Source organism: Actinomadura sp. NPDC048394 (assembly GCF_040651755.1).
GTDB lineage: Bacteria > Actinomycetota > Actinomycetes > Streptosporangiales > Streptosporangiaceae > Spirillospora > Spirillospora montaniterrae.
The window spans coordinates 1-23,536 of record NZ_JBEZJL010000023.1 but is presented as its reverse complement, the minus strand read 5'-3'; the positions used below and the strand labels follow the sequence as shown (position 1 = coordinate 23,536).

Below are 23,536 nucleotides of genomic sequence, written 5' to 3'. Positions count from 1 at the left end.
AAGGCGCACGTCTGATGAACGGCACCGGCAACTCCGCCCGCTGGACCCTGTTCGGCCTGCTCCTGGCCGCGAACGTGGTCGCCGGCCTCACGCTCAAGGGCACCTGGCTGGAGATCCCCGTCAGCGTCGTCACCGGCCTCGGCGTCGTCGCGGTCGTCGTGGACTACCTCCTGCGCGGCCGCCGCGGGCGACGCTGACACCCTGTGCGGGCCGCCCGGGCGGACCGAACACTCCCGCTCCTCCCCCGGGCGGCCCGCACCGCCGTTACCATCTCGGAGTGCCAAGATCCCGTTGGCATGCTCTGTACCGGAACGGCGTGAAATGGATGATGTCGAGATCCGGCGGCACCTGCCGGGCAACCTCCCGCAGCTGTTCGCCGACGGCGCGGACGGCGCCGGCCCGGAGGCGGACGGCGCCGCCGGGCGGACCCTGTCGGTGTCGCTGCCCGAAGGCGACGTGGTGTGGCCGGACCCCGGCTACCCGCAGCGGCAGCTGCTGATGCGGCCCGCCTTCTGGCTGAGCGACGAGCCCGTGCACGGCGAGCTGTGGGGCCGGCTGCGCGCCGAGCACGCCCGGTCCGGCCTGTGGCCGCTGCTCCTCGACGAGACCGACCAGCCGTGGGCGTCCGGCCAGATCGCGCCGGAGCCGGTCGAGGAGATCGGCAACTACTCCCCCGACGCGTTCCTGTACGAGGTGTGGGCCGACTGGGCGGAGCAGGCCGCCGACGACGACCACGACGACCTGGCCCCGTTCGGGCGGCACTGCCCCGGCCCCGCCCCCGCCGGCGCCCTGCTGGACGACCCGGACGCCGTCGCCGACCGGTACGCCCGCGCCCTCGGCGCGCGCGGGCCGTCCCTCGGCCTGGTCGCGGTCGAGCGCGGCGCCGACGCGATCGCGGCGGTCGGCTGGCAGGGAGCGCTGAACCACAACGAGTGGACCGCGCCGCTCGCGGCCGTGCTGCGCGGCTGGGAGGACCGGTTCGGCGCGCGCGTTGTCGGGCTCGGGTTCAACACGCTGGAGCTGAGCGTCGCCGCACCGCCGGTGACCACCCGCCACGCGGTGCACGTCGCGGCGGAGCACTGGGCGTTCTGCCCCGACATCCTCTTCCAGGGGCCCGGCACCCTCGCCGGCTACGCCGAGGAGATCCGGGGCAAGACGCACTGGTCGTTCTGGTGGGACTAGCGGCGCACCGGCGGCACTAGCCGCGCGCGCCGAGCATCCGCAGCGACAGGTGCGCGGTCAGCGCGCCGATCTCCTCCGGGGAACGGGGCCCTTCGGGGCGGTACCAGCGGCACACGTCGATCGCGAGCGACGACATCGCGCGCGCGGTGCCCTCGATGTCGGCGACGTCGAACGCGCCCGCCGCGGCGCCCGCCCGCACCTCCTCGCGGACCAGGGCGCGGACGCGGCGGCGGATCGCGGCGATGCGCCGCGCGTGCGCCGCGTCCAGCGCGCCCAGCTCGTTCTGGATGACGCGGGCGGCGCGGTGGTGGCGGGCGTGCCAGCGCGCGAACGCGTACATCAGCGCCCGGACGCGCTCGGCGGGCCCGTCGACGCCCTCGACCGAGGCCTCCAGTTCCGCGAGCACCGACTCGTGGACGGTCAGCGCGATCTGGAACAGCAGGTCCGCCTTCGTCCGGTAGTGCACGTAGAGGGCGCCGGCGCTCATCCCCGCGCCGGCCGCGATGTGCCGCGTCGAGGTGCCGTGGTAGCCGAGCTCGGCGAAGGAGTCGACGGCCGCGAGCAGCAGGCGGCGGGACGCGTCCGGCGCGACTCCGGCCCACATGGCGTCGCCGCCGTCATCGGAGCCGCTGCGGGGAGCCATGCGCAGAAGCCTAAGCGATCGCTCAGTACACTGGGCCCGCACTTCGCACCATTCCAGGAGGAACCGCATGCGGCGCACCGTCTTCGAAGCCGACCACGAGCTGTTCAGGGAGTCCGTGAGGGAGTTCGTCGAGCGGACCCTCCTCCCGCTGGACGAGGACATCCGCAATGAGCGGATGCTCAGGCGCGAGGTGTGGCTGGAGGCGGGCCGGCAGGGCCTCCTCGGCATGCAGGTGCCCGAGGAGTACGGCGGCCAGGACGCCGGGGACTTCCGCTTCAACGCCGTCATCGGCGAGGAGCTCGCGCGCGTCGCGGTCGCCTACAACTCGATCGTGTCGATCCACATCGACATCTGCGCCCCGTACCTGCTGGAGCTGGCGACCGACGAGGCGAAGAAGAAGTGGCTGCCGGGGTTCTGCACCGGCGAGCTGATCACCGCGATCGGGATGACCGAGCCGTCCGGCGGGTCCGACCTCGCGGCGCTGAAGACCACGGCGGTCCGCGACGGCGGCCAGTGGGTGATCAACGGGTCGAAGACGTTCATCACCAACGGCGGCCACGCCGACCTCGTCATCGTCGCGGCCAAGACCGACCCCGAGCGCGGCGCCAAGGGCATCACCCTGTTCGGCGTCGAGGCCGGCACGCCCGGCTTCAGCCGCGGCACGAAGCTCGACAAGGTCGGCCAGCCGGAGGCCGACACCTCCGAGCTGTTCTTCGAGAACGTCCGGGTGCCGGACTCGCACGTCATCGGGGAGCTGAACCGCGGCTTCATCCACATGATGGAGCGGCTCTCGCAGGAGCGGCTGTCCTGCGCCGTCGCCAACGTCGCGCACGCCCGCGGCGTCCTGGACGAGACGATCGCCTACGTCAAGGAGCGCAAGGCGTTCGGGCAGCCCATCGGCAACTTCCAGCACAACAAGTTCCTGGTCGCCGAGCTGATCACCAAGCTGGACGTCGCGCAGGCGTTCGTCGACCAGTGCCTGGCCGCGCACGTGGCGGGCGAGCTGTCCGCGGTCGACGCGTCCAAGGCCAAGTGGTGGAGCTCGGACGTGCAGAACCAGGTCATCGACGCCTGCGTGCAGCTGTTCGGCGGCTACGGCTACATGCGCGAGTACCGCGTGGCCCGCGCCTGGATGGACGCCCGCGTCACCCGCATCTGGGCCGGCTCCAACGAGATCATGAAGGAGATCATCGGCCGCGACGCCGGCCTCTGACCCCGCACCGGCGCGCGTACGGGCGGGCCGGCGCGGGTGCGGCCTCAGTCCTCGCGGCGCCGCTTCGACGCCGGTTCGCCGTAGCCCGGCTTGGGCTCGGGCGAGGTGTCCTGCTGCTTGCCGCGGTGGATGTTGCCCAGCCGCTCGGCGTGATGGTGCGGCTGGTGCTTCGGGGCCGAGTGCGGCTGCTTGGACGCGCCGGTGGTGACGTTCCGGGCGCTCGGGGCCTTCCCCTGCTCCCTCGCCTCGCGGGCGGCCTTCCGGCGTTGCTGGACGTTCCCTTCCATCTTCTTGCCGGCCATGGCTTCCCCCCTGTCTCCGGCTTCCGGTCACCGTCCTACCCGCCCGCCCCGGAGCCATTCGCCCGTAACATCCCACTGGTCGCAGAGCGGCACGAACCGGACGCACAGCGAGATCCGGTGGCGTCCGTCTCGAAGATGTGATGTTTTAGATCCTGCACGGAGGTGCGACGAGCGCTTCTGATCAATAACCTGCGATCATGGCGAATGTCGGGGCACGCGCGGCCAAGTGGCTTGTACGGGGATACATCGCCAGGAAGCAGCGTGCCGGATTCAATCTCGAGTCGATCCGGTTCCTGCCGAACTCCACGCTGGCGCCGCTGCGCCGCGACGGCCTGGACCCGGTGAGCGACCTCACCGAGATGCGGGAGGCGCGGAGCGTCAGCAAGCTGCCGCTCCCGTTCGGCTTCGGCGTCTGGCTGGTGACCGGCTACGACGAGGCCAAGGCCGTCCTCGCGGACGCGGACTCGTTCAGCAACGACCTGTCCAACCTCGTCGGCAAGGTGGACGTCCCGGCCGGGTTCACGCCCGGCGGGCTCGGGTTCTCCGACCCGCCCGTGCACACCCGGCGGCGCAAGCTGCTGACGCCGGAGTTCACCATGCGCCGGCTGAGCCGCCTCACCCCGCTGATCCACACGATCGTCGAGGAGCGGCTCGACGCGATGGCGGACCGGTCCGGGCCCGTCGACCTGATGGAGTCGTTCGCGCTGCCCGTCCCGCTGCTCACGATCTGCGAGCTGCTCGGCGTCTCGCACCGCGACCGCAGCGACTTCCAGCGGCTGAGCAGCGCCCGGTTCGACCTGTTCGGCGGCGCGAGCGCGTCGGTCGGCGCGATCTCCGAGTCGATGGACTACCTCCTCGAGGTCGTCCGCCGGCAGCGGGTCGAGCCGGGCCCCGGCCTGATCGGCATGCTGATCCGCGAGCACGGCGACGAGCTCGACGACCTGGAGATCGCCGGGCTCTCCGACGGCGTGCTCACCGGCGGCCTGGAGACGACCGCGAGCATGCTCGCGCTCGGCTCGATCGTGCTGCTGCGCGACCGGGAGCAGTTCCAGCGGGTGCACGACGACGACGAGGCGATCGGCCCGTTCGTGGACGAGCTGCTGCGGTACCTGACCGTGGTGCAGCTGGCGTTCCCACGGTTCGCCCGCAAGGACACCGAGGTCGCCGGTGTGCACATCGCCGAGGGCGACGTGGTGCTGATCTCGCTGTCGGCGGCCAACCGCGACCCGGCGCTCGGCCCCGGCATGGACGGCTTCGACGCCGGCCGCAAGACCCCGCCGCACCTGGCGTTCGGGTGGGGCGCGCACCGCTGCATCGGCGCGGAGCTGGCCAAGATGGAGCTGCGCGCGGCCTACCCCGCGCTCGTCCGCCGGTTCCCCGACCTGCGGCTCGCGGTGGAGCCCGACAAGCTGAGCTACCGCAAGCTGTCGATCGTCTACGGCGTCAACTCGCTGCCCGTGCACCTCGGCTGACCGGGCGGGGGCGGCCGGGGGCGGCCGGGGCCGCGCGGGTAATCGCGGAAAGCACGGGTAGTGCCCGGGCGTGACCTCACTACTGAAGGGCGTCCTGCGCGGCATGGCGGCCGGCGCCGCGGGGACGACCGCGCTCAACGCGACGACCGAAGCGGACATGGCGATACGGGGCCGCCCCGCGAGCGGAACTCCGGCCGCCGTCGCCGGTTTGCTGGCCGGCCTCGCCGGCGTGCGCCTGCCGGGCGGCGAGCTGGAGCGGGCGAACCGGCTGGACGGCCTCGGCGCGCTCGGCGGCACCTTCACCGGGATGGCCGTGGGCGCGCTCGCCGGGGCGCTGCGCGCCGCCGGGATCCGGCTGCCCGCCGTCATCGGCGGGCCGCTGCTGGGCGCGGCGGCGATGGCGGCCGCCGACCTGCCGATCGCCCGGCTGGGGATCTCCGACCCGCGCACCTGGACCCGGACCGACTGGGCGTCCGACGCGATCCCGCACCTCGTCTACGGCATCACGACGCACTCCGCGCTCGCCGCGATGTTCCGCGCCGACGAGGAGCGCAAGGCCCTCCGGCAGCCGGCGCCCGACCGCCCGTCCCGCCGGGCGCTGGTGCGCGCCGCGGCGCTCGGCGCGGCCACGGGCTGCCGCAGCTCCGCCGGGCTCAGCGCGCTGGCGCTGCGCTCGCGCCGCTACTACCCGGGCCTGTCCGGCCGGCTCTCCCATCCCGCCGTCAAGGCGCTGAACGGCCTGTTCACGGTGGCCGAGATGGGGCTCGACAAGCTCCCGGCCGCCCCGCCGCGGACCTCGCCCCAGGGCCTCGCGCCCCGGGTGGCGCTCGCGGCGGTCGCGGCCCGGGCCATGGCGCGCCGCGACGGCATCCGCAGCGGGCCGCCGGTGCTGCTCGCCGCCGCCACCGCCACGGCGAGCGCGGCGGCGGGCGTCCGGCTGCGGGAGGCGGCCGCCGACCGGATGGGCTCCGACCTGCCCGGGGCCCTCGCCGAGGACGCCGCCGCGGCGCTGCTGGGACAGGTGGGCGCCGCGCGCTGATAGTGTTGGACCGGACGAGTGATCCGTAGAGGGAGATCAGCAGTGGCAGGTGACGACGACATCTCCGGGTGATCCCGGAAGTGATCGGCCACCGGTGCGCGCGGACGAGCGCCGCCGCCGTGGCCGTCCCGTCGTCGACCGCATCCCTGCCCCCTGCCGGGCGGCCCAGCCACGCCCGCTTCATCCCACGAGGTCCCTCACGTGTCCGATGCACGCATCATCTGCTCCGGCCTTTCCTTCTCCTGGCCCGGCGACGTCCCGGTGTTCCAGGACCTGTCGTTCGCCGTCGGCGCCGGCCGCACCGGCCTGGTCGCGCCGAACGGCGCCGGCAAGAGCACGCTGCTGAAACTGATCGCGGGCGAGCTGCGGCCCGCCGCCGGCACCGTCGCCGTCGACGGCGTGCTCGGCCACCTGCCCCAGACGCTGCCGCTCGACGGCGACCTGACCGTGGCGGACGTCCTGGGCATCGCCCCGGTCGTCCGCGCGCTCGACGCGATCGAGTCCGGCGACGCCGCCGAGGAGCACTTCGCGGTGATCGGCGACGACTGGGACATCGAGGAGCGCACCCCCGCCCAGCTCGACCGGCTGGGCCTCGGCGACGTCGCGCTGGACCGGCGCCTCGGCACGCTCAGCGGCGGCCAGGTCGTCTCGCTCGGCCTGGCCGCGCAGCTGCTGAAGCGGCCGGACGTGCTGCTGCTCGACGAGCCGACCAACAACCTCGACATCGACGCGCGGCACCGGCTGTACGGCGTCCTGGAGGACTGGAGCGGGTGCCTGCTCGTGGTGAGCCACGACCGCGCGCTGCTCGACCGGATGGACCGCATCGCCGAGCTGGAGCGCGGCGAGATGCGCTTCTACGGCGGGAACTTCACCGCCTACGAGGAAGCCCTCCGGATCGAGCAGGAGGCCGTCGAGAAGGACGTCCGCAGCGCCGAGCAGGAGGTGAAGCGGGAGAAGCGGGAGATGCAGCAGGCCCGGGAGCGGGCGGCGCGGCGGCAGAGCACCGCGGCGCGCAACCTCAAGGACGCGGGCCTGCCCAAGATCCTCGCCGGTGCGCGCAAGCGGCGGGCGCAGGAGTCGGCCGGACGGGCGGACGGGGCGCACGCCGCGCGGCTCGGCGACGCTCGCGCCCGCCTCCAGGAGGCCGAGCGCGCCCTGCGCGACGACCAGTCGATCAGCCTGGAGCTGCCCGCCACCGCCGTGCCCGCCGGGCGGACGGTGTTCCTCGGCGAGCGCATGCGGGTCCGCTACGGCGACCGGGACGTCTTCGCCGAGCCGGGTGCGAGCCTGGAGATCCGGGGCCCCGAGCGCGTCGCGCTGATCGGTGCGAACGGCACCGGCAAGTCGACCCTGCTCCGGCTGATCGGCGGCGACCTGTCCCCCGAGGGCGGCGGGACGGCGCGGCGGGCCGACGGCCGCGTCGCGTACCTGTCGCAGCGCCTCGACCTGCTCGACCTCGACCGTACGGTGGCGGAGAACCTCGCCGCGTTCGCGCCGGGCGTGCCGGAGGCCGAGCGGATGAACCTGCTCGCCCGGTTCCTGTTCCGCGGCGCCCGCGCGCACCTGCCGGCCGGGGCGCTGTCCGGCGGTGAGCGGCTGCGCGCCACGCTCGCATGTGTGCTGTGCGCCGAGCCGGCGCCCCAGCTGCTGCTCCTGGACGAGCCGACGAACAACCTCGACCTGGCGAGCGCGTCCTGGCTCGTCGGCGCGCTCAACGCCTACCAGGGCGCGTTCGTGGTGGTCAGCCACGACGAGCGGTTCCTGGCCGACATCGGGGTGGAGCGCTGGCTGCGGCTCGCGGACGGCCGGCTGCAGGAGGCCGCACCGCCCGCCTGATCGCCCCGAACGGGATGAATGCCTTCTCTGACCGGCGGGTATCGGGGTCCGCATGGCCGTGACCGTCTGAGCCGACCTTCGGGGGGATCATGAAGGAGCACGAAATGGTGTCGGCCGTCCGCGAGACCGGGCGCATCGACACCGCCGACCACGCCGAGCGCGCCATCGACGCCACGCTCACCGTCCTGGGCGAGCGGCTCGCCGGCGGGCAGAGCCGCGACCTGGCCGCGCAGCTGCCGCCCGCGCTCGCCGAGGCGCTGCCGGACGAGGGCGCCGGGCACCGCTTCGGGCTCGAGGAGTTCTACGAGCGGGTCGCCGACACCGAGGGGACCCGGCCGCCGCAGGCGCGCCAGCACGCCCGCGCGGTCGTGGCCGCCGTCAAGGCGTCGGTCGAACCGGGCCTGTTCGAGCACATCATGGCGCAGCTCCCGGACGACTACGACGACCTGCTCGGCACCCAACCCGTCCAGCACTGAGCACCCGGCACCGTCCGCGCCCGGACCGGGCGCGGATCCGCCCGTCCCCGGTCCTCTACGATGCCGCGGAGGGAACGAGGGGACGGGGGCGGCTCGATGCGCGGGCATGGCGGAACGCCGCGCGGGCGCGGCAGGACGCTGCCTGGGATCGTCGCGGCGGCGGTGGTGCTGACCCTCGGCACGGACGCGTGGGTGCTCGCGTCGGGCCGGGCGGACGGCGGCGGCCGCGAACGGCGGCCCCGCGACCTGGTGTCGGTCACCAAGGCGGGCGCGCCGCCGGTCGAGGCCGTCGCGCCGCTGACCCGCCGCTACACCCCGCACCTGCTGGTCGCCGGGACCGCGCCGCTGCCACAGCAGGCCGTCGCGCGCGCCCGCCGGCTCAAGGGCGTCGCGGGGATCACCGTCGTGGACGCCGCCCGCGCGCAGGTCGGCGGGCACCGCGTCGGGTTGCTCGGCGTGGACCCGTCGACGTTCCGGGCGTTCGCACCCGAAGCGACCGCCGAGTCCGACCAGCTCTGGCGGACGGTGGCGTCCGGCGGGCTCGCCCTGTCGTTCGCGCTCGGGCAGGACGGCGCGTTCCCGCTCGGCACGGTCGTGCAGGCGGGCAGCAGCGCCCACCCCGGGCAGGTCCGGGTCGGCGCGTACGCGTCGCTGGGCATCGGCAGCGTCGACGCCGTCGTCTCGCACGCGCAGGCCCAGGCGCTCGGCATGCCGGACGGCAACGCCCTGCTGCTCAGCGCACCCAAGACCGACATCCGCAAGCTGAGCAGTCGGCTGAAGCGGATCCTGCCGCGCGGGACGCGGATCGCCGCGCTGAACGCCCCGTCGTCACCCGGCAGGGCGGCGGCGCCGAAGAGCGCGCCGCGGATGACCGGACGCCCGGACGGTGCGCTGCCGTCCCGCACCCCGATCACCGGCAACCTGATGACGCCGACGATGCGCACGGTCCTGCTGGAGATCAACGGGATGTTCGGGCCGTTCCCGACGATCGGCTGCTACCGCTCCACCGGCGACCCGCAGGACCACGGCGACGGCCGCGCCTGCGACTTCATGGAGAACACCGCCGGCCGGATGCCGAGCGCGCAGGCGCAGCGGCACGGCGACGAGGTCGCGGCGTACGCGGTCGCGAACGCGCGGCGGCTCGGCATCTCCTACGTGATCTGGAAACAGCACATCTGGAACGTGCGCGGCGGCGGATGGCGCCCGATGGCGGACCGCGGCGGCATCACGCAGAACCACTACGACCACGTGCACATCTCGGTACTCCGCTAACGCACGGAAAACCGTCGCTCAGGGCAGTTCCTGCTCGCACCAGACGGATTTGCCGTCGGTGGTGCGGCGGACGCCCCAGCGCTGCGCGAGGCGCCCGACGACGTGCAGCCCGCGCCCGGACTCCGGCATGTCCTCCTCGTCGTCCTGGGGGCGGACGCGGGGACGGCCGTCGGAGGAGTCGAACACCTCGCACACCAGCCCGCCCTCGCGGACGAGGCGCAGCCCGACGCGGCCGCCCGCGTGGCTGATCGCGTTGGTGACGAGCTCGGAGGCCATCAGCACGGTGGAGTCGGCCAACTCGTCCAGGCCCCAGCGGGCGAGCCGGTCGCGGACCAGGCCCCGGGCCCGCCGCACCGCGGCCGGCTCGGCGGGCAGCTCCCAGGTGGCGTGGTGGTCCTCCGGGATCCGGCTGAGCCGCGCCACCAGCATCGCGATGTCGTCGCGGTGCTGGTCGTCGTAGACGCCGTCGAGCGCGTCCTGGCACAGCTCCCCGAGCGGCCGGGACGCCGCGCCGGGCCCGAACGTCCGCTGCAGCCGGGCCAGGCCGTCGTCGATGTCGCGGGCCCGGTTCTCCACCAGCCCGTCGGTGTACAGGAACAGCAGCGTGCCGTCCTCGACGGTGAACTCGCGGCTGACGATCGGGCCGTCGCCGCCGACGCCGAGCGGCGGCGCGGGCGGCACCGCCAGGAAGTGGGACGCGGCGCCGGGCGGCGCCAGCAGCGGCGGCAGGTGCCCGGCGCTCGCGACCTCGCAGCGGCCGCTGACCGCGTCGTACACGACGTAGGCGCAGGTCGCGAAGTGCGGTTCGCGGTCGCCGAGGGTCCGCATCAGCGAGTCGAGCCGCTCCAGCGCCTCGGCGGGCGGCAGCTCCAGCTCGGCGAGGGTGTGGATCGAGGTGCGCAGCCGGCCCATCGTGACGGCCGCCTTCACCCCGTGCCCGGCGACGTCGCCGACGACGAGCGCGACGCGCGCCCCCGGCAGCGCGATCGACTCGTACCAGTCGCCGCCGACCTCGATGAGCCGGCTGCCGGGCAGGTACCGGTGGTGCACCTCGATCGGGGACGGCGCCGACAGCCCGGTCGGCAGCAGGCTGCGCTGCAGGGTCAGCGCGGTCGCCCGCTCCAGCGAGTACTGCCGCGCGCTCTCCACGTAGTTGGACGCGCGGGCGGCGAACTCCATCCCGATCTCGATGTCGTAGCGGTCGAACGGGCGGTGCGCGACGTTGCGGACGCCGACGAAGAACCCGAGCACCCCCGCCTGCGACATGATCGGCAGCAGCAGCATCGACGAGCCCTTGAGCAGGTCGGCGACCGGCGGGCGGTGCCAGACCTCGGCGAGCCGCGCCGCGCCCTCGCCGCCGAGCGCGGTCAGCTCCGGCTCGCCGGTCTCCAGGCACCGCGCGTACGGGGTGCCGGCCGGGTAGACGACGGACTCGCCGGTCGGGAACGCCGCGTCCCAGGCGGGGTCGCCGTCGTCGAACCCGATCGCCATCCGGCGCAGCGGCGGCCCGTCCGGGCCCGCGGGCGCCTCGTCGGCGTCCAGATGGCTCTCCAGCAGCATCAGCGCGCCGGAATTGCAGAAATGCGGCACGAGGACGTCCATCAGCCCCCGCGCCAGCAGTTCCAGGTCGAGGGTGGAGCCGATGCGCGGTAACCCGTCGTCGAGCAGCGCCCGGCGGATGACGGCGGGGTCGACGAACCGGTCGGCGAGCGGCACCGGGACGCGGATCACCGCCAGCGCGGCGAGGCCGCCGGGCTCGCCGCCGCTCATCGGGTGCACGGTGACGACCGCGTCGAGGGTGGCGCCGCCGGAGGTCTCGACGGCGAGCATCGCGGTGCGCTCCCGCCCGTGCTTCACCGCCTCCAGCAGCGGCTCGCGCGCGCCGGGGATCACCTCGTCGAGGCAGGCGCCCAGGAGCCCGTCCGGATTCGCGGACAGAACGGCGGCGGCGTTCCGCTCGGACTGGAGTATTCTCCCCGAGGAATCCGTGCCGAGAATGAGAATTCGGGTGGACGACTCCATCGCTCGATTATGGGACATGGCGCCGCCGGATGCGGCCGATACGGCGCGGGAGGCCGGTCCGGAATTGCGTTCCGGCGGGCCGCCGCCCGTTATCCGCGAATGGGCTCCGCGGGCGGGCGGCGGGCGGCCCGCGTCAGGACGGCCGTCCCCCGGCCGGGGCGCGGCGGACGGCGGTGCCGGTCACCCGCGCGGCCAGCGTTCGTCGAGGTAGTCCTGCCAGGTCCGCTTCCCGGCCTTCTGCCCGGGGGCGAGGTGGTGGCCCTCCTTGAAGCCGCGTGCCGTCCTGCCGAACAGCGGGACCGGCAGCCGCAGGCCGCGCCTGCCGCGCGCCCGCAGATAGGCCCGGGCCATGTCCTCGAGCGCGAGCACCTCGGGGCCGCCCATGTCGTCGACGCGGCGCGCGGGCCCGGGGGCGAGCGCCAGGTCGGCCAGCCGGTCGGCGACCTCGCCGGCGTCGATCGGCTGGATCCGCAGCCCGGACGGCAGCGGCATCAGCCCGGGGACCTTGGTGAGGGCGTCCAGCACCATCCCCGGAAGGGTGTGGAACTGGGTGGCCCGCAGGATGGTGTACGGCAGGCCCGAGTCCTCGATGAGCCGCTCCACCTCGTGCTTGATCCGGTAGTACGGGTACGGGATCTTGTCGACGCCGACGATCGAGATGTAGACCAGGTGCGGCGCGCCCTGCTTCCACGCCGCGTCCACCAGGTTCCGGGCGGCGGTCAGGTCGTCCTTGTAGTGCCGCCAGTCGCTGGCGCAGTGCACGATCGTGTCGGCGCCGTCGAGGGCCGCGCCGAGCCCGTCGCCGGTCTTGAGGTCCGCCTGGTGCCAGGTGACGCCGTTCTCCGGCGTCCTGGAGCGCCGGCTCAGCGCGCGCACGTCCGCGGCGTCCGCGGCGGCCAGCTTGCGGGTCAGGGGCGCGCCGAGCGTCCCGCTCGCCCCGGTCACGATGATCATTGACTCCTCCTTCGTCCGCTAAGAGGGACCGGGCAGTCTCCCAGAGCGTGACAGCGCGCGGGCGGCGAATCCGAGCTTGTCCGGATTGAGCACGGCGTGCACGGCCGTGACGCGGTCCCCGGACGCCTCCAGCACCGCGATCATGGTGAGCTCGCCGTCCACCCGGACGGCCAGCGCCGGCACGCCGTTGACCTCCTCGATCGACGGCTCGAGCGACGCCCCGGGCAGGTCCGCGGCGCGGCGGGCGACGCCGAGGAGGAACCGCGCGACCCGGGTCCGTCCGGCGATCGCGTTGCGGGCCGCGGTGACCTTGCCGCCGCCGTCGGACCAGGCGACGACGTCCTCGGCGAGGATCGCCTCCAGCCCGGCCAGGTCGCCGCGCACGGCCGCGTCCAGGAACCGCTCGACGAGCCGCCGCCACCGTTCGCCCGGCGGCGCGAACCGCCGTTCGGCGGACGCGACGCGCTGCCGGGCGCGCCGGTGCAGCTGCCGGCTCGCGGTCTCGGTGACGTCCAGCACCTCGGCGATGTCGCGGTGCTTGTAGCCGAACGCCTCGCGCAGCACGAACACGGCGCGCTCGGCCGGGGTGAGCGACTCCATGAGGGTGAGCAGGGCCAGCGACACCGAGTCGCGCTGCTCGGCGGTCTCCAGCGGCCCGAGCACCCGCGCGCCGAGCCCCCCGGCGCCGGGCACCGGCTCGGGCAGCCACGGGCCCGTGTAGGTCTCGCGGCGCGCCCGCGCCGAGGCGAGCCGGTTGAGGCACAGGTTCGTGACGACCTTGATCAGCCAGGCCCGGGGCTCCTCGACGGCCGCCCGGTCCGTGCCGTTCCAGCGCAGGTAGGCGTCCTGGACCGCGTCCTCGGCCTCCTGCACCTCGCCGAGCATCCGGTACGCCAGGCCGGTCAGACGGGGCCGCAGCCCCTCGAACGCCGCGAGGCCCGCCTCGTCCATGAGATCGGCGCCGGTCTCCATCTCACGACCTCCCGAAGACCTGCGGCGGCGGGGTGGGCGTCACGATCTCCTCGCCGTCGTGCAGCGGCGCGGCGCCGGCGCAGAACGCGGCGAGGTCGTCGCCCGCCACCATCCGGGCCCGCGCGATGCCGCCCGCGGCGCGCCGGGTCAGCTCGGCGACCGGCAGCGGCTCGCGGGACGCGGCGATGATCAGGTTGCCGAAGCGGCGGCCGCGGAGCACGCCCGGGTCGCCCATCAGCAGCGTGTGCGGGAACACCGACCGGACCGTCGCGGCGACGCGCCGCGCGAACGGCAGCCGGAACCCGTCGGCGACGTTCGCCAGGTACGCCCCGCGCGGCCGCAGCACCCGCGCCGCGTCCAGCACGAACTCGCGGGTCGCGAGCTCGACCGGCATCGACGCCTCGGCGAAGGCGTCCATCACGACGAGGTCGTCGGCCTCGTCGGCGAGCGCGGCGATGCCGCTGCGCCCGTCGGTGACGCGGATCCGCAGCCCCGGCACGCCCTTGACGGGCAGCCGCTCGCGGACGACCCGGACCAGCTCGGCGTCCGGCTCCAGGACGATCTGCCGCGACCCCGGGCGGGTCGCGGCGATGTAGCGGGGCAGGGTGCAGCCGGCGCCGCCGATGTGCACCGCGTCGAACGCCTCGCCCTCCAGCCCGAGCGCGTCGACGACGTCGCCCATCAGCCGCATGTACTCGAAGTCGAGGTAGGTGGGGTCGGACAGGTCCACGTAGGACTGCGGGACGCCGCCGACGAGCAGCATCCAGCCGCCGTCGCGGTCGGCGTCGCGCAGCAGCTCGGCCTCGCCGCCGTCGATCGTGAACGTGTCCGGCCGCGGACCGTGCCTGCCCTTGCGCGCCATGCCCCCACCCTACGGAACCGTCCCGGGCCGCCCCGATCGGCCCGCTCCGACCGGCCCGCTCCGACCGGCCCGCTCCGACCGGCCCGCGCCGGCCGACCCGCGCCGGCCGACCCGGGCGGGCCGGTGTCAGGCCTGCTCGGTGAGGGCCTGCTCCTCGGCGAAGTGGCAGGCGCTCGGGTGCGCGGACGCGTCGCGCTCCACCAGCTCGGGGACGTCCTGCGCGCAGACGTCCCGGGCCTTCCAGCAGCGGGTGCGGAACCGGCATCCGGACGGCGGGTCGAGCGGCGACGGCGGCTCGCCCTCCAGCTGGATCTGCCCCGCCCAGCCGGGGGCGTCGGGGTCGGGCACCGGGACGGCGGACAGCAGCGCCTGCGTGTACGGGTGGGTCGGGTGCTCGTAGATCTGCTCCTCGTCGCCGGTCTCGACGACCTTGCCGAGGTACATGACCGCGATCCGGTCGGAGATGTGCCGGACGGCGGCGAGGTCGTGCGCGATGAACACGTACGCCAGCCCGAGCTCGCGCTGCAGCTCGGCGAGCAGGTTCATGACCTGCGCCTGGACGGACACGTCCAGCGCGGACACCGGCTCGTCGCAGACGATGACGTCGGGGCGCAGGGCGAGCGCGCGGGCGATGCCGACGCGCTGCCGCTGCCCGCCGGAGAACTGGTGCGGGTACCGGTTGACGTGGTCGGGGTCGAGACCGACCAGTTCCAGCAGCTCCTGTACGCGCGCGCGCCGCTCCCCCTTCGGCGCCGCGTCCGGATGGATCGCGAACGGCTCCCCCACGATGTCGCCGACGGTCATGCGCGGGTTCAGCGAGGAGTACGGGTCCTGCAACACCATCTGGATGCGGCGCCGGAGCGCGCGCAGCTCCTTGCGCGGCAGCGCGAAGACGTCCCGCCCGTCGAACCGGACGGTCCCGGCGGTCGGGCGCTCGGCCGCCAGCAGCAGCTTGGCGAGCGTCGACTTCCCGCAGCCGGACTCGCCGACGACCCCGAGCGTCTCGCCGCGCCGCAGCTCCAGGTCGACGCCGTCCACCGCCCGGACGTGCCCCACCGGCCGTTTGATCACGACGCCGCGGGTGACGGGGTAGTGCTTGACCAGGCCGTCGACCTCCAGGATCGGGCCCTCACTCGGCTCCGGCACCGTGCACCTCCTCGGCGAAGTGGCAGGCGGCCTCGTGGCCCGGCGCGACGGTCACCAGCGGCGGGCGCTCGGCGGCGCAGAGCGCCTCGGCGCGCGGGCAGCGCGGCTGGAACGGGCAGCCCGGCGGCAGCGCGGCCGGGTTCGGCGGCGACCCCTTGATCGGCACGAGCGCGTCCCCGCGCCGGTCCAGCCGCGGCACGGACGCGAGCAGCCCGCGCGTGTACGGGTGGGCGGGCCGCGCGTACAGCTCGCGGGCGGGCGCCTGCTCGGCCACCGACCCGGCGTACATCACCACGATCCGGTCCGCGACGCCGGCGACGACGCCGAGGTCGTGGGTGATGAGCACCATCCCCATCCGCAGCTCGTCCTGGAGCGCCGCGAGCAGCCGCATGATCTGCGCCTGCACGGTGACGTCGAGCGCGGTGGTCGGCTCGTCGGCGATCAGCACGTCCGGCTCCAGCGCCAGCGCCATCGCGATCATGATGCGCTGGCGCATGCCGCCGGAGAACTGGTGCGGGTAGTCGCCGAGCCGCTGCGCGGCGGACGGGATCCGCACCCGCTCCATCAGCTCGACGGCCTTGTCGCGGGCCGCCCGGCGGCCGAGCCCGCGGTGCACCCGGTACATCTCGCGGATCTGGTCGCCGACGGTGAACACCGGGTTCAGCGCGGTCAGCGCGTCCTGGAAGATCATCGAGATGCGGTCGCCGCGGTAGCCGCGGCGCCGCCGCTCGGGCAGCCCGAGCAGCTCCTCGCCGCGCAGCCGCACCGACCCGCCGGTGATCTCCGCGGGCGGGGTGTCGAGGATGCCCATCACGGCCTGCGCCGCGACGCTCTTGCCCGACCCGGACTCGCCGAGAATCGCGACGGTCTCCCCCTCGCCGAGCGTGTAGGACAGCCCGTTCACCGCGCGGACGTCGCGTCCCCGCACACGGAACGCCACGTGCAGGTCGTCGACCTCCAGCAGCGGCGGCGGCTCCGCCGGCTCCCGCGGCAGGTCCTTGGCCAGCTCCGTCGTCATCGCGTGCTCACCGCAGCTTCGGGTCGAGGGCGTCGCGGGCCGCGTCGCCGAGCATCAGGAAGCTCAGCACCGTGGCCGACAGGAACACCGCGGGGAAGATCAGCAGGTGCGGGTGGTCGACGAAGGAGTCCTGCGCCAGGTTCAGCTGCAGGCCCCAGGACACCTTCGGGTACTGCAGGCCGACGCCGAGGAAGTCCAGCGTCGCCTCGCCCGCGATCACGTTGCCGACGTTGAGGGTGGCGACCACGATCACCGGCGCGATCGCGTTCGGCAGGATGTGCCGCGCCATGATCCGCCGGTCGGACGCGCCGAGCAGCCGCGCGGCCTGCACGTAGTCGGCGTCCCGGACGGCGATCACCTGCGCCCGCATGATCCGGATCATCGTGGTCCAGCCGAGCAGCACCAGCACCAGCGTCATCGCGCCGACCCCGTGGCTCGGGAACGCGACCAGGATGACGGTCGCGCCGAGCACGAACGGCAGCCCGAAGAACACGTCGGTCAGCCGCGCGATCAGCGCGTCCAGGAGGCCGCCGTAGTAGCCGGCCAGCATCCCGAACACCAGCGCGATGGCGAACGCGAACAGGGTGACCGCCACGCCGATCAGCAGGGTCGGGCGGGCGCCGTGCACGACGTGCGCGTAGTAGTCGCAGCCGGCGAGGTCGGTGCCGAACCAGTGCGCGCCGGACGGGCCGAGCTTGGCGTCGTTGGGATCGCAGCCCTCGTTCACGCCCGTCGAGGTGAACAGCCGCGGCACCGCCGCCATCAGCGCGACCAGCAGCAGGAACGCCGACGACGCCCAGAACACCCAGCGGCGCCGCAGGTCGCGCCACGCGTCGTCCCACAGCGACGCCCGGCCGAGCTCCCCGCCGGCGACCGCGACGGCCGCCGCGGCGGTGCCGGGCGCGCCCGCGCCCGCCCCGGCGTCCGCCGGCTCCGGTTCCGCGCCCGGCGGGCCGGGGTCGGCCGCGCCCGGGTCGATCGTCTTCAATGCCCCTCCGGGTCGCTCGTCACTCGTACCTGATCCGCGGGTCCAGCAGCCCGTACAGCAGGTCCACGACCAGGTTGACCAGCAGGAAGATCAGCACGAGCACGGTGACCGCGCCGACCACCACCGGCCCCTCCTTCAGCTGGATGGACTGGAACACCTGCTGACCGATGCCCGGCAGGTTGAAGATCCCCTCGGTCACGATCGCGCCGCCCATCAGGTTCCCGAAGTCGACGCCGAGGTAGGTGACGACCGGGATCAGCGAGTTGCGCAGCGCGTGCCGGCCGACGACCCGCGCCCGCGACAGCCCCTTGGCGTTGGCGGTGCGGACGTAGTCGGCGCGCAGGTTCTCGGCGAGGCTCGTCCGGGTCAGCCGGGCCACGTACGACAGGCCGAGCGAGCCGAGCACCATGCCGGGCAGCAGGTAGCTCATCGGCCAGCCGTCGTCGGTCCCGGCCGTCGGGAAGATCTTCCAGTGCAGCCCGAACAGGATCTGCGCGGTGTAGCCGAGCACGAACACCGGCACCGCGATCAGCAGCGTGGTGCCGCCGAGCACGAGCGTGTCGGCGACCCTGCCGCGGCGCAGCCCGGCCCACACGCCGAGCGCGATGCCGATGACCAGCTCGAAGATCCAGGCGGTGAGCGCGAGCTGCGCGGTCACCGTCCAGCGCCCGCCGAGCATGTCCGCGACCTTCTGGCCGTCGTAGTTCTCCCCCAGGTTGCCCTGGAGGAGACCCCACATGTACTTGCCGTACTGCACCAGCAGCGGATCGTTCAGGTTGTAGCGGTCCCGCAGCGTCGACAGGACGTTCGCGGGCACGGGCTTGTCCCCGGCGAGCGCCTGGATCGGGTCGCCCGGCAACGCGAACACCATCGCGTAGATCAGCAGGGTCGTCCCGATGAAGACGGGGACCGCCTGGAGGAGCCGCCGCAGGACGTAGCGCCACATCGCCGGTTACTTCACCGTCACTTCGTTGACGAGCAGGCCGGTGGAGAACGCCGTGATGGTGACGTTGTCCACGTGGCTGGAGCGGCCGCCCTGGCCCGCCCACGTCCACAGCGGGATCATCGGCATCTCGCGGATGGCGACGTCCTCGGCCTGGTTGTAGAACTGCAGCGCCTGCTGGTGGTCGGCGGAGCTGTTCGCCTTGGCGATCAGGTCGTCGAACTCCTTGCTCTTCCAGCCCATGCGGTTGGCGTCCGACGCCCACATGTTCTCGAGGTAGTTCTGGGCGCTCGGGTAGTCGGCCTCCCAGTTCTGCCGGTACGGGCCCTTCTCCTCGCGCTTGTTCAGCATCGAGAAGTAGTCGGACGCGGGGACCTGGCGGAACTGGATGTCCTGGATGCCGAGGTTCTGCTTCAGCGAGTTCGCGACGATCTGCATCCACTGGTAGTAGGTGGGCTGCGCGTTGGAGAAGTACAGCTCCATCGTCCCCTTGAACCCGCCGGCCTTGTCGAACAGCGTCTTGGCCTTCGCCGGGTCGAAGGTGCACAGCTCACCGCAGGCGTTCGCGCGGTGCCCCTCGATGATGGACGGCAGCAGCGAGTCGGCCGGGAAGTAGTCGCCGTTGTAGACGGCCTTGTTGATGCCCTGCCGGTCGATGACCATCGAGATGGCCTTGCGCAGGTCCGGGTTCGCGAACCGCTTGTCCCACAGCGGGAAGCCGAGGTAGTCCATCGTGCCCATCTTGCGGGGCAGGAAGCGGTCGCCGAGCAGCCGCTTCGCCTCCGGCACCTTCGCCGCCGGGATCGTCTGCAGCACGTCGATCTTCCCGGCGCGCAGGTCGGTGTAGGCGCTGTCGGCGCTGGAGTAGCTCTTCCAGATCACGCCCTTGTTCTTCGGCTTGCGCGGGCCCGTGTAACCGGGGAACGGCACGAGTTTGATCTGCTTGTTGCGTTCCCAGTTCCCGCTCATCATGTACGGGCCGTTGCCGATCGGGTGGTTCTCGAACGACTTGGGGTCCTGCAGACCCGCCTTCGGCATCGGCGCGAACGCCGGGTAGGTCAGCAGCAGCGGGAACTGGTTGAACGGCGCGGTGAGCGTCACCTTGAGCGTCGAGGGGTCGACGACCTCGACGCCGGAGAGCTTGTCGGCCTTCGGCTTGGCCTTCTCGTCCTCGGGGTTCATCGCGTCGTACCCCTGGATGTGCGAGAAGTAGTCGTTGGCGGAGTAGGCGTTCGGCCCGTACGCCGCGCTGTTCCAGGCGTCGGCGAAGCTCTGCGCGGTGACCGGCTCGCCGTTGTGGAACTTCTGGCCGCCGCGGACCTTGATCGTCCAGACCTTCTGGTCGGTGGTGCTGATGGACTCGGCCGCGAGGTTGTAGGCCTTGCCGTCCTTCGTGAGACCCTCGAGGTTGTCGAACAGGCCGCTGAGCACGTCGAAGGAGTAGCTGCTGGTGGTGTTGCCCGGCACCAGGTGGTCGGGTTCGGAGTGGCCGACGGTGAACACGCCGTCGCTCTTCTTCCCGCTCCCGCCGCAGGCCGACAGGCCGAGCGAGGCCGCCAGCGCCACCGCGGCGAGCGCCGCGACCTTCCCGCGCGCGCCCCTGCGCGGGCCCGCGTCCCTGAGGCTCGTCATGCTCCTCCTCGTGCTGTCCCCTCGTGCACCGGGCCCGGACACCCGCCGCACTTCAGGTTGGTGGCAGCGTCGTACCGGCGCGGCGGTTTCGGTATGGCGCTGACCGAGTCGAAACCGGATCGAGACTTGTTGATCAACCGTTGACACAGGTCAGCGGGCGGAGAATATTGAACTTTCCTGCGAAAGGGGCTCCACGGGTGACTCGGCGGCCGGACGCGACGGCGGAGACGGCGCAAACGGAGACGGCACCGGACCCGGGCGGGGACCCGGGCGCGGAGGCCGCCGCCATCTGCGCGGACCTCATCCGCTTCGACACCACCAACCGGGGCGAGGGGGTGGCGCTGCCGGAGCGGCCCGCCGCCGAGCACGTCGCGGCGCTGCTGGACGAGGTCGGCGTGGCCGCCGAGATCGTCGAGTCGGCGCCGGGCCGCGCCAGCGTGCTCGCCCGGATCCCCGGCACGGACCCGTCGCACCCGGCGTTCCTCGTCCACGGGCACCTCGACGTGGTCCCCGCCGACGCCTCCGACTGGACGGTCCCGCCGTTCTCCGGCGAGGTCCGCGACGGATGCGTGTGGGGGCGCGGCGCCGTCGACATGAAGGGCAGCCTCGCGATGACGCTCGCGACCGTCCGGGCGCGGCTGCGGGCGGGCCGCCGGACGCGCGGCGACCTGGTGCTGGCGTTCCTCGCCGACGAGGAGTGCACCGGCGAGTACGGCTCCCGGTACGTGGCGCGCGAGCACCGCGGGTACTTCGAGGGCTGCGCCGAGGCGATCAGCGAGTCGGGCGGGTTCAGCGTGGAGGAGGGCGGGGCCCGGATCTACCCGGTCGCGACGGGCGAGCGCGGCACCGCCTGGATGCGGCTGACGGCGCGCGGCACCGCCGGGCACGGCTCCAAGCCGGCGCCCGACAACGCCGTCGCCGAGATCGCGCACGCGGTGTCGCGGATCGCCTCGTACCGGTGGCCGGTGCGGCTGACGCCGGGCGTGCGGGCGCTGCTGGACGGCCTCGCGGACGCCCTCGGCACCACCATCGACCACGACCGGCTGGACGAGGAGGCGGCGCGGCTCGGCCGCGCCGGGCACCTGTTCGCCGGGACGGTCCGCAACTCGGCGAACCCGACGCGGCTGGACGCCGGCTACAAGGTGAACGTGGTGCCGGGCACGGCGTCCGCGCAGGTCGACGGCCGGTACCTGCCCGGGACCGGCGAGGAGTTCCTGGAGACGATCGACCGGCTGCTCGGCCCGAAGGTCGCCCGGGAGTTCATCAACCACGAGGAGGCCCCGGCGGCGGACCCGGCGGGCGCGACGTTCGCCGCGCTCGCCGGGTCGCTGCGGGCCGAGGACCCGCTGGCCCGGCCCGTCCCGTACGTGATGGCGGGCGGCACCGACGCCAAGTCGTTCAACGCGATCGGCATCACCAGCTTCGGGTTCGCGCCGCTGCGGCTCGGCCCGGACCTGGACTACTTCGGCATGTTCCACGGCGTGGACGAGCGGGTCCCGGTGGACGGCCTGGCATTCGGCACCCGCGTCCTCGACCGCTTCCTCGACACCCGCTGAGCCCGGGCCGCGCGCCCGCTCACTGCGACTTCTGGTAGCTGCGCAGCGAGAAGACCGCGAGGGCGACGGTGAGCGCGGTCAGGGCCAGCAGCCATCCGCCGTGCAGGGCGGCCGAGCCCCAGTCCGGGTCGCCCGCCATCGCGGCGCGCCCGGCGTCCAGCGCCCAGCTCACCGGGTTGAACGCCGCGACGTGCCGGATCCAAGCCGGCATCAGGCCCTTCGCCATGAAAGCCGACGACAGGAACGTCAGCGGCAGCAGCAGCAGCACGTTCAGCCCGATGATGGTGTTGCGGTCGCGCAGCAGCAGAGCGAGCGTGTTCGACAGCGCCGCGAGCACGACGCCGACCAGCACTGACGCGGCGACGAGCACGGCGAGCCCGGCGGCGCCGCCGGGGTAGCGCGCGCCCGCCGCCCACCCCAGCGCGATGATCACGATGGACTGGAACGCGGTGCTGAGCGCCTGCTCGACGACGCCCGCGTTCGTGATGGCGCTGCGCCGCACCGGCGTCACCAGGAACCGGTTCAGGGTGCCGCGCTCGATCTCGTCCATGGTGGCCATCCCGGCGAACGAGTTCAGCGACACCGCGTTCATGACCACGACCCCGGGGACGAGGTAGTCGAGGTAGGACGGGGCGCCGAAGCCGGGCAGGTCGACGACCCGCTTGAACAGCTCGCCGAACAGGAACAGCCAGATCATCGGCTGGACGAGCGTCATGACCAGGACGGCCGGGTTGCGGGCGAGCGCCGACAGCCGGCGCTGCGTCATCCACCAGGTGCCGGTGAGGAGCCCGCTCATCGCGCACCTCCGATCGCGGCCGGTTCGGGCGCCGCGTCCGGTTCGGCGTCCGCCTGTGCGAACCGGCGTCCGGCGTAGCGCAGGTACACGTCGTCCAGCGAGGGACGTGCGACGGTCGCCGCCGCCACCGGCATCCCGGCCTGGTCGAGTGCGGACAGTACGGCAGGTACGGCGGACGCACCGTCGTCGGCGCGCGCGCTGAGCCGCGTGCCGTCCAGCACGATGTCGCGCACGCCGGGCAGTCGGCCGAGCGCCGCGCGCACCCGCGCCTCGTCCGGCGCCTCCGCCCACTCCAAATGGACGGCGTCGCCGCGCAGCTCGCCCTTGAGCGCGTCCGGGGTGCCCTCGGCGACGACCCGGCCGCGGTCGACGATCGCCAGCCGTCCGGCGAGCCGGTCCGCCTCGTCCAGGTAGTGCGTGGTCAGCAGGATCGCGAGCGCGTCGTCGCCCGCCAGCCGGGCGATCTCCGCCCACATCGACGCGCGGGCCTCCGGATCGAGGCCGGTGGTCGGCTCGTCCAGGAACAGCACCTGCGGCCGGTGGACGAGGCCGAGCGCCACGTCCAGGCGGCGCCGCATCCCGCCGGAGTAGGTCTTCACCTGGCGGGACGCGGCGTCCCGGAGCCCGAAGCGGTCGAGCAGCTCGTCGGCGCGGCGGCGCGCGTCGGCGCCGCCCATCCCGTGCAGCCGCCCCTGCAGGACCAGGTTCGCGCGGCCCGACGCGCCGGGATCGGCGCCGGACTGCTGCGCCACGACGCCGATGGCGCGCCGCACCCGGCCGGGGCGGCGCAGGACGTCGTGCCCGGCGACGGACGCGGCCCCCGCGTCCGGCCGGACCAGCGTGGTGAGGATCTTGACGGTGGTGGACTTGCCGGCCCCGTTGGGGCCGAGCAGGCCGAGGATCTCTCCCCGGCCGACGGTGACGGACAGCCCGTCCAGGGCCCGGACGTCGCCGGGATAGTGCTTGACCAGATGGTCGGCCTCGATGGCGTGCGCCATGGTCGCCTCCGTGCGGCGAGACGTGCTCGGCGGGGCGTCCCGGATAGGCTGGTTTCGAGGTCTCGCCGCCGGGACCTGCTCCGCGAGCGGGTTTCCGTGGTGGGTTCTGAGGCGCGGGGGGGGGGGGTGGTCCGCCCCCCCGGGGCGGGGGGGGAGCGGCGGGGGGCCCCCGTACGCCCGGTGCGCGCTCACGGGGCGGTGGCGCCCCGCGGGG

General features: G+C 73.8%; 22 protein-coding genes. 9 read left to right on the top strand and 13 right to left on the bottom strand.

Annotation, left to right across the window (positions count from 1 at the left end; genetic code table 11):
- Positions 1-14: 14 nt before the first annotated feature.
- Both AB0C78_RS18395 and AB0C78_RS18390 read left to right on the top strand, forming a co-directional pair.
- A complete protein-coding gene (locus AB0C78_RS18395; RefSeq protein WP_360749044.1) occupies positions 15-197 on the top strand; it encodes a hypothetical protein in 183 nt (60 codons plus the stop codon).
- Positions 198-321: 124 nt separating this feature from the next.
- Positions 322-1,182, top strand: coding sequence for a DUF4253 domain-containing protein (locus tag AB0C78_RS18390; protein WP_151547026.1), 861 nt, complete (start codon positions 322-324; stop codon positions 1,180-1,182).
- Positions 1,183-1,198: 16 nt separating this feature from the next.
- Here AB0C78_RS18390 and AB0C78_RS18385 read toward each other — a convergent pair whose 3' ends face one another.
- A complete protein-coding gene (locus tag AB0C78_RS18385; protein ID WP_360749040.1) occupies positions 1,199-1,825 on the bottom strand; it encodes a TetR family transcriptional regulator in 627 nt (208 codons plus the stop codon).
- Positions 1,826-1,892: 67 nt separating this feature from the next.
- Between AB0C78_RS18385 and AB0C78_RS18380 the strand changes: the two genes are divergently transcribed.
- Positions 1,893-3,038, top strand: a complete 1,146-nt coding sequence (locus AB0C78_RS18380; RefSeq protein WP_360749037.1) for an acyl-CoA dehydrogenase family protein — start codon at positions 1,893-1,895, stop codon at positions 3,036-3,038.
- Positions 3,039-3,082: 44 nt separating this feature from the next.
- On the opposite strand, the gene AB0C78_RS18375 is transcribed toward AB0C78_RS18380, so the two are convergent.
- Entirely contained in the window at positions 3,083-3,340 is a 258-nt protein-coding gene (locus tag AB0C78_RS18375; RefSeq protein WP_151547024.1) for a hypothetical protein, read from the bottom strand.
- A 197-nt stretch (positions 3,341-3,537) separates the two neighbouring features.
- On the opposite strand from AB0C78_RS18375, the gene AB0C78_RS18370 reads away from it, so the two are divergent.
- The 5 genes from AB0C78_RS18370 to AB0C78_RS18350 all read left to right on the top strand — a co-directional run bounded on the left by AB0C78_RS18370 (position 3,538) and on the right by AB0C78_RS18350 (position 9,435).
- Positions 3,538-4,812 (top strand): cytochrome P450, encoded by a 1,275-nt coding sequence (locus AB0C78_RS18370; protein ID WP_360749032.1) that lies wholly within the window; start codon positions 3,538-3,540, stop codon positions 4,810-4,812.
- 70 nt (positions 4,813-4,882) lie between these two features.
- Entirely contained in the window at positions 4,883-5,851 is a 969-nt protein-coding gene (locus AB0C78_RS18365) for a hypothetical protein (protein WP_360749029.1), read from the top strand.
- 201 nt (positions 5,852-6,052) lie between these two features.
- Positions 6,053-7,687: an ABC-F family ATP-binding cassette domain-containing protein gene (locus AB0C78_RS18360; RefSeq protein WP_360749026.1), complete on the top strand. Its 1,635-nt coding sequence runs from the start codon at positions 6,053-6,055 to the stop codon at positions 7,685-7,687.
- A gap of 89 nt (positions 7,688-7,776) precedes the next feature.
- Positions 7,777-8,163, top strand: coding sequence for a DUF2267 domain-containing protein (locus AB0C78_RS18355; protein ID WP_360749023.1), 387 nt, complete (start codon positions 7,777-7,779; stop codon positions 8,161-8,163).
- A gap of 96 nt (positions 8,164-8,259) precedes the next feature.
- A complete protein-coding gene (locus tag AB0C78_RS18350) occupies positions 8,260-9,435 on the top strand; it encodes a hypothetical protein (RefSeq protein ID WP_360749019.1) in 1,176 nt (391 codons plus the stop codon).
- An 18-nt stretch (positions 9,436-9,453) separates the two neighbouring features.
- Here AB0C78_RS18350 and AB0C78_RS18345 read toward each other — a convergent pair whose 3' ends face one another.
- The 9 genes from AB0C78_RS18345 to AB0C78_RS18305 form a co-directional block, all read right to left on the bottom strand.
- Entirely contained in the window at positions 9,454-11,457 is a 2,004-nt protein-coding gene (locus AB0C78_RS18345; RefSeq protein WP_360749016.1) for a SpoIIE family protein phosphatase, read from the bottom strand.
- A 180-nt stretch (positions 11,458-11,637) separates the two neighbouring features.
- Positions 11,638-12,411, bottom strand: a complete 774-nt coding sequence (locus AB0C78_RS18340) for an NAD(P)H-binding protein (RefSeq protein ID WP_360749012.1) — start codon at positions 12,409-12,411, stop codon at positions 11,638-11,640.
- 18 nt (positions 12,412-12,429) lie between these two features.
- On the bottom strand, positions 12,430-13,383 hold the full coding sequence (locus AB0C78_RS18335; RefSeq protein WP_360749009.1) for an RNA polymerase sigma-70 factor: 954 nt from the start codon (positions 13,381-13,383) through the stop codon (positions 12,430-12,432).
- Position 13,384: 1 nt separating this feature from the next.
- A complete protein-coding gene (locus tag AB0C78_RS18330) occupies positions 13,385-14,245 on the bottom strand; it encodes a fused MFS/spermidine synthase (RefSeq protein ID WP_151546359.1) in 861 nt (286 codons plus the stop codon).
- A gap of 126 nt (positions 14,246-14,371) precedes the next feature.
- Complete coding sequence (locus tag AB0C78_RS18325; protein ID WP_360749005.1) at positions 14,372-15,391, bottom strand: dipeptide ABC transporter ATP-binding protein; 1,020 nt, start codon at positions 15,389-15,391, stop codon at positions 14,372-14,374.
- The gene (locus tag AB0C78_RS18320; RefSeq protein WP_360749002.1) at positions 15,375-16,409 is read right to left on the bottom strand and encodes an ABC transporter ATP-binding protein; all 1,035 of its coding nucleotides are present in this window, start codon (positions 16,407-16,409) and stop codon (positions 15,375-15,377) included. Before AB0C78_RS18320 ends, AB0C78_RS18325 begins: the two co-directional genes overlap by 17 nt.
- Positions 16,410-16,416: 7 nt before the next feature.
- Positions 16,417-17,397, bottom strand: coding sequence for an ABC transporter permease (locus tag AB0C78_RS18315; RefSeq protein WP_360748999.1), 981 nt, complete (start codon positions 17,395-17,397; stop codon positions 16,417-16,419).
- A 19-nt stretch (positions 17,398-17,416) separates the two neighbouring features.
- The gene (locus tag AB0C78_RS18310; protein ID WP_151543065.1) at positions 17,417-18,343 is read right to left on the bottom strand and encodes an ABC transporter permease; all 927 of its coding nucleotides are present in this window, start codon (positions 18,341-18,343) and stop codon (positions 17,417-17,419) included.
- Between the two features lie 6 nt (positions 18,344-18,349).
- Positions 18,350-19,972, bottom strand: coding sequence for an ABC transporter substrate-binding protein (locus AB0C78_RS18305; RefSeq protein ID WP_360748992.1), 1,623 nt, complete (start codon positions 19,970-19,972; stop codon positions 18,350-18,352).
- 197 nt (positions 19,973-20,169) lie between these two features.
- On the opposite strand from AB0C78_RS18305, the gene AB0C78_RS18300 reads away from it, so the two are divergent.
- Positions 20,170-21,528, top strand: a complete 1,359-nt coding sequence (locus AB0C78_RS18300; RefSeq protein WP_360748989.1) for a M20/M25/M40 family metallo-hydrolase — start codon at positions 20,170-20,172, stop codon at positions 21,526-21,528.
- A 19-nt stretch (positions 21,529-21,547) separates the two neighbouring features.
- Here AB0C78_RS18300 and AB0C78_RS18295 read toward each other — a convergent pair whose 3' ends face one another.
- Both AB0C78_RS18295 and AB0C78_RS18290 read right to left on the bottom strand, forming a co-directional pair.
- The gene (locus tag AB0C78_RS18295; protein WP_360748986.1) at positions 21,548-22,324 is read right to left on the bottom strand and encodes an ABC transporter permease; all 777 of its coding nucleotides are present in this window, start codon (positions 22,322-22,324) and stop codon (positions 21,548-21,550) included.
- Positions 22,321-23,322 carry an ATP-binding cassette domain-containing protein gene (locus AB0C78_RS18290; protein WP_360748983.1) on the bottom strand — a complete coding sequence of 334 codons (1,002 nt, stop codon included), beginning with the start codon at positions 23,320-23,322 and terminating at the stop codon, positions 22,321-22,323. The genes AB0C78_RS18295 and AB0C78_RS18290 overlap by 4 nt, the downstream gene beginning before the upstream one ends.
- Between the last annotated feature and the right edge of the window lie 214 nt (positions 23,323-23,536).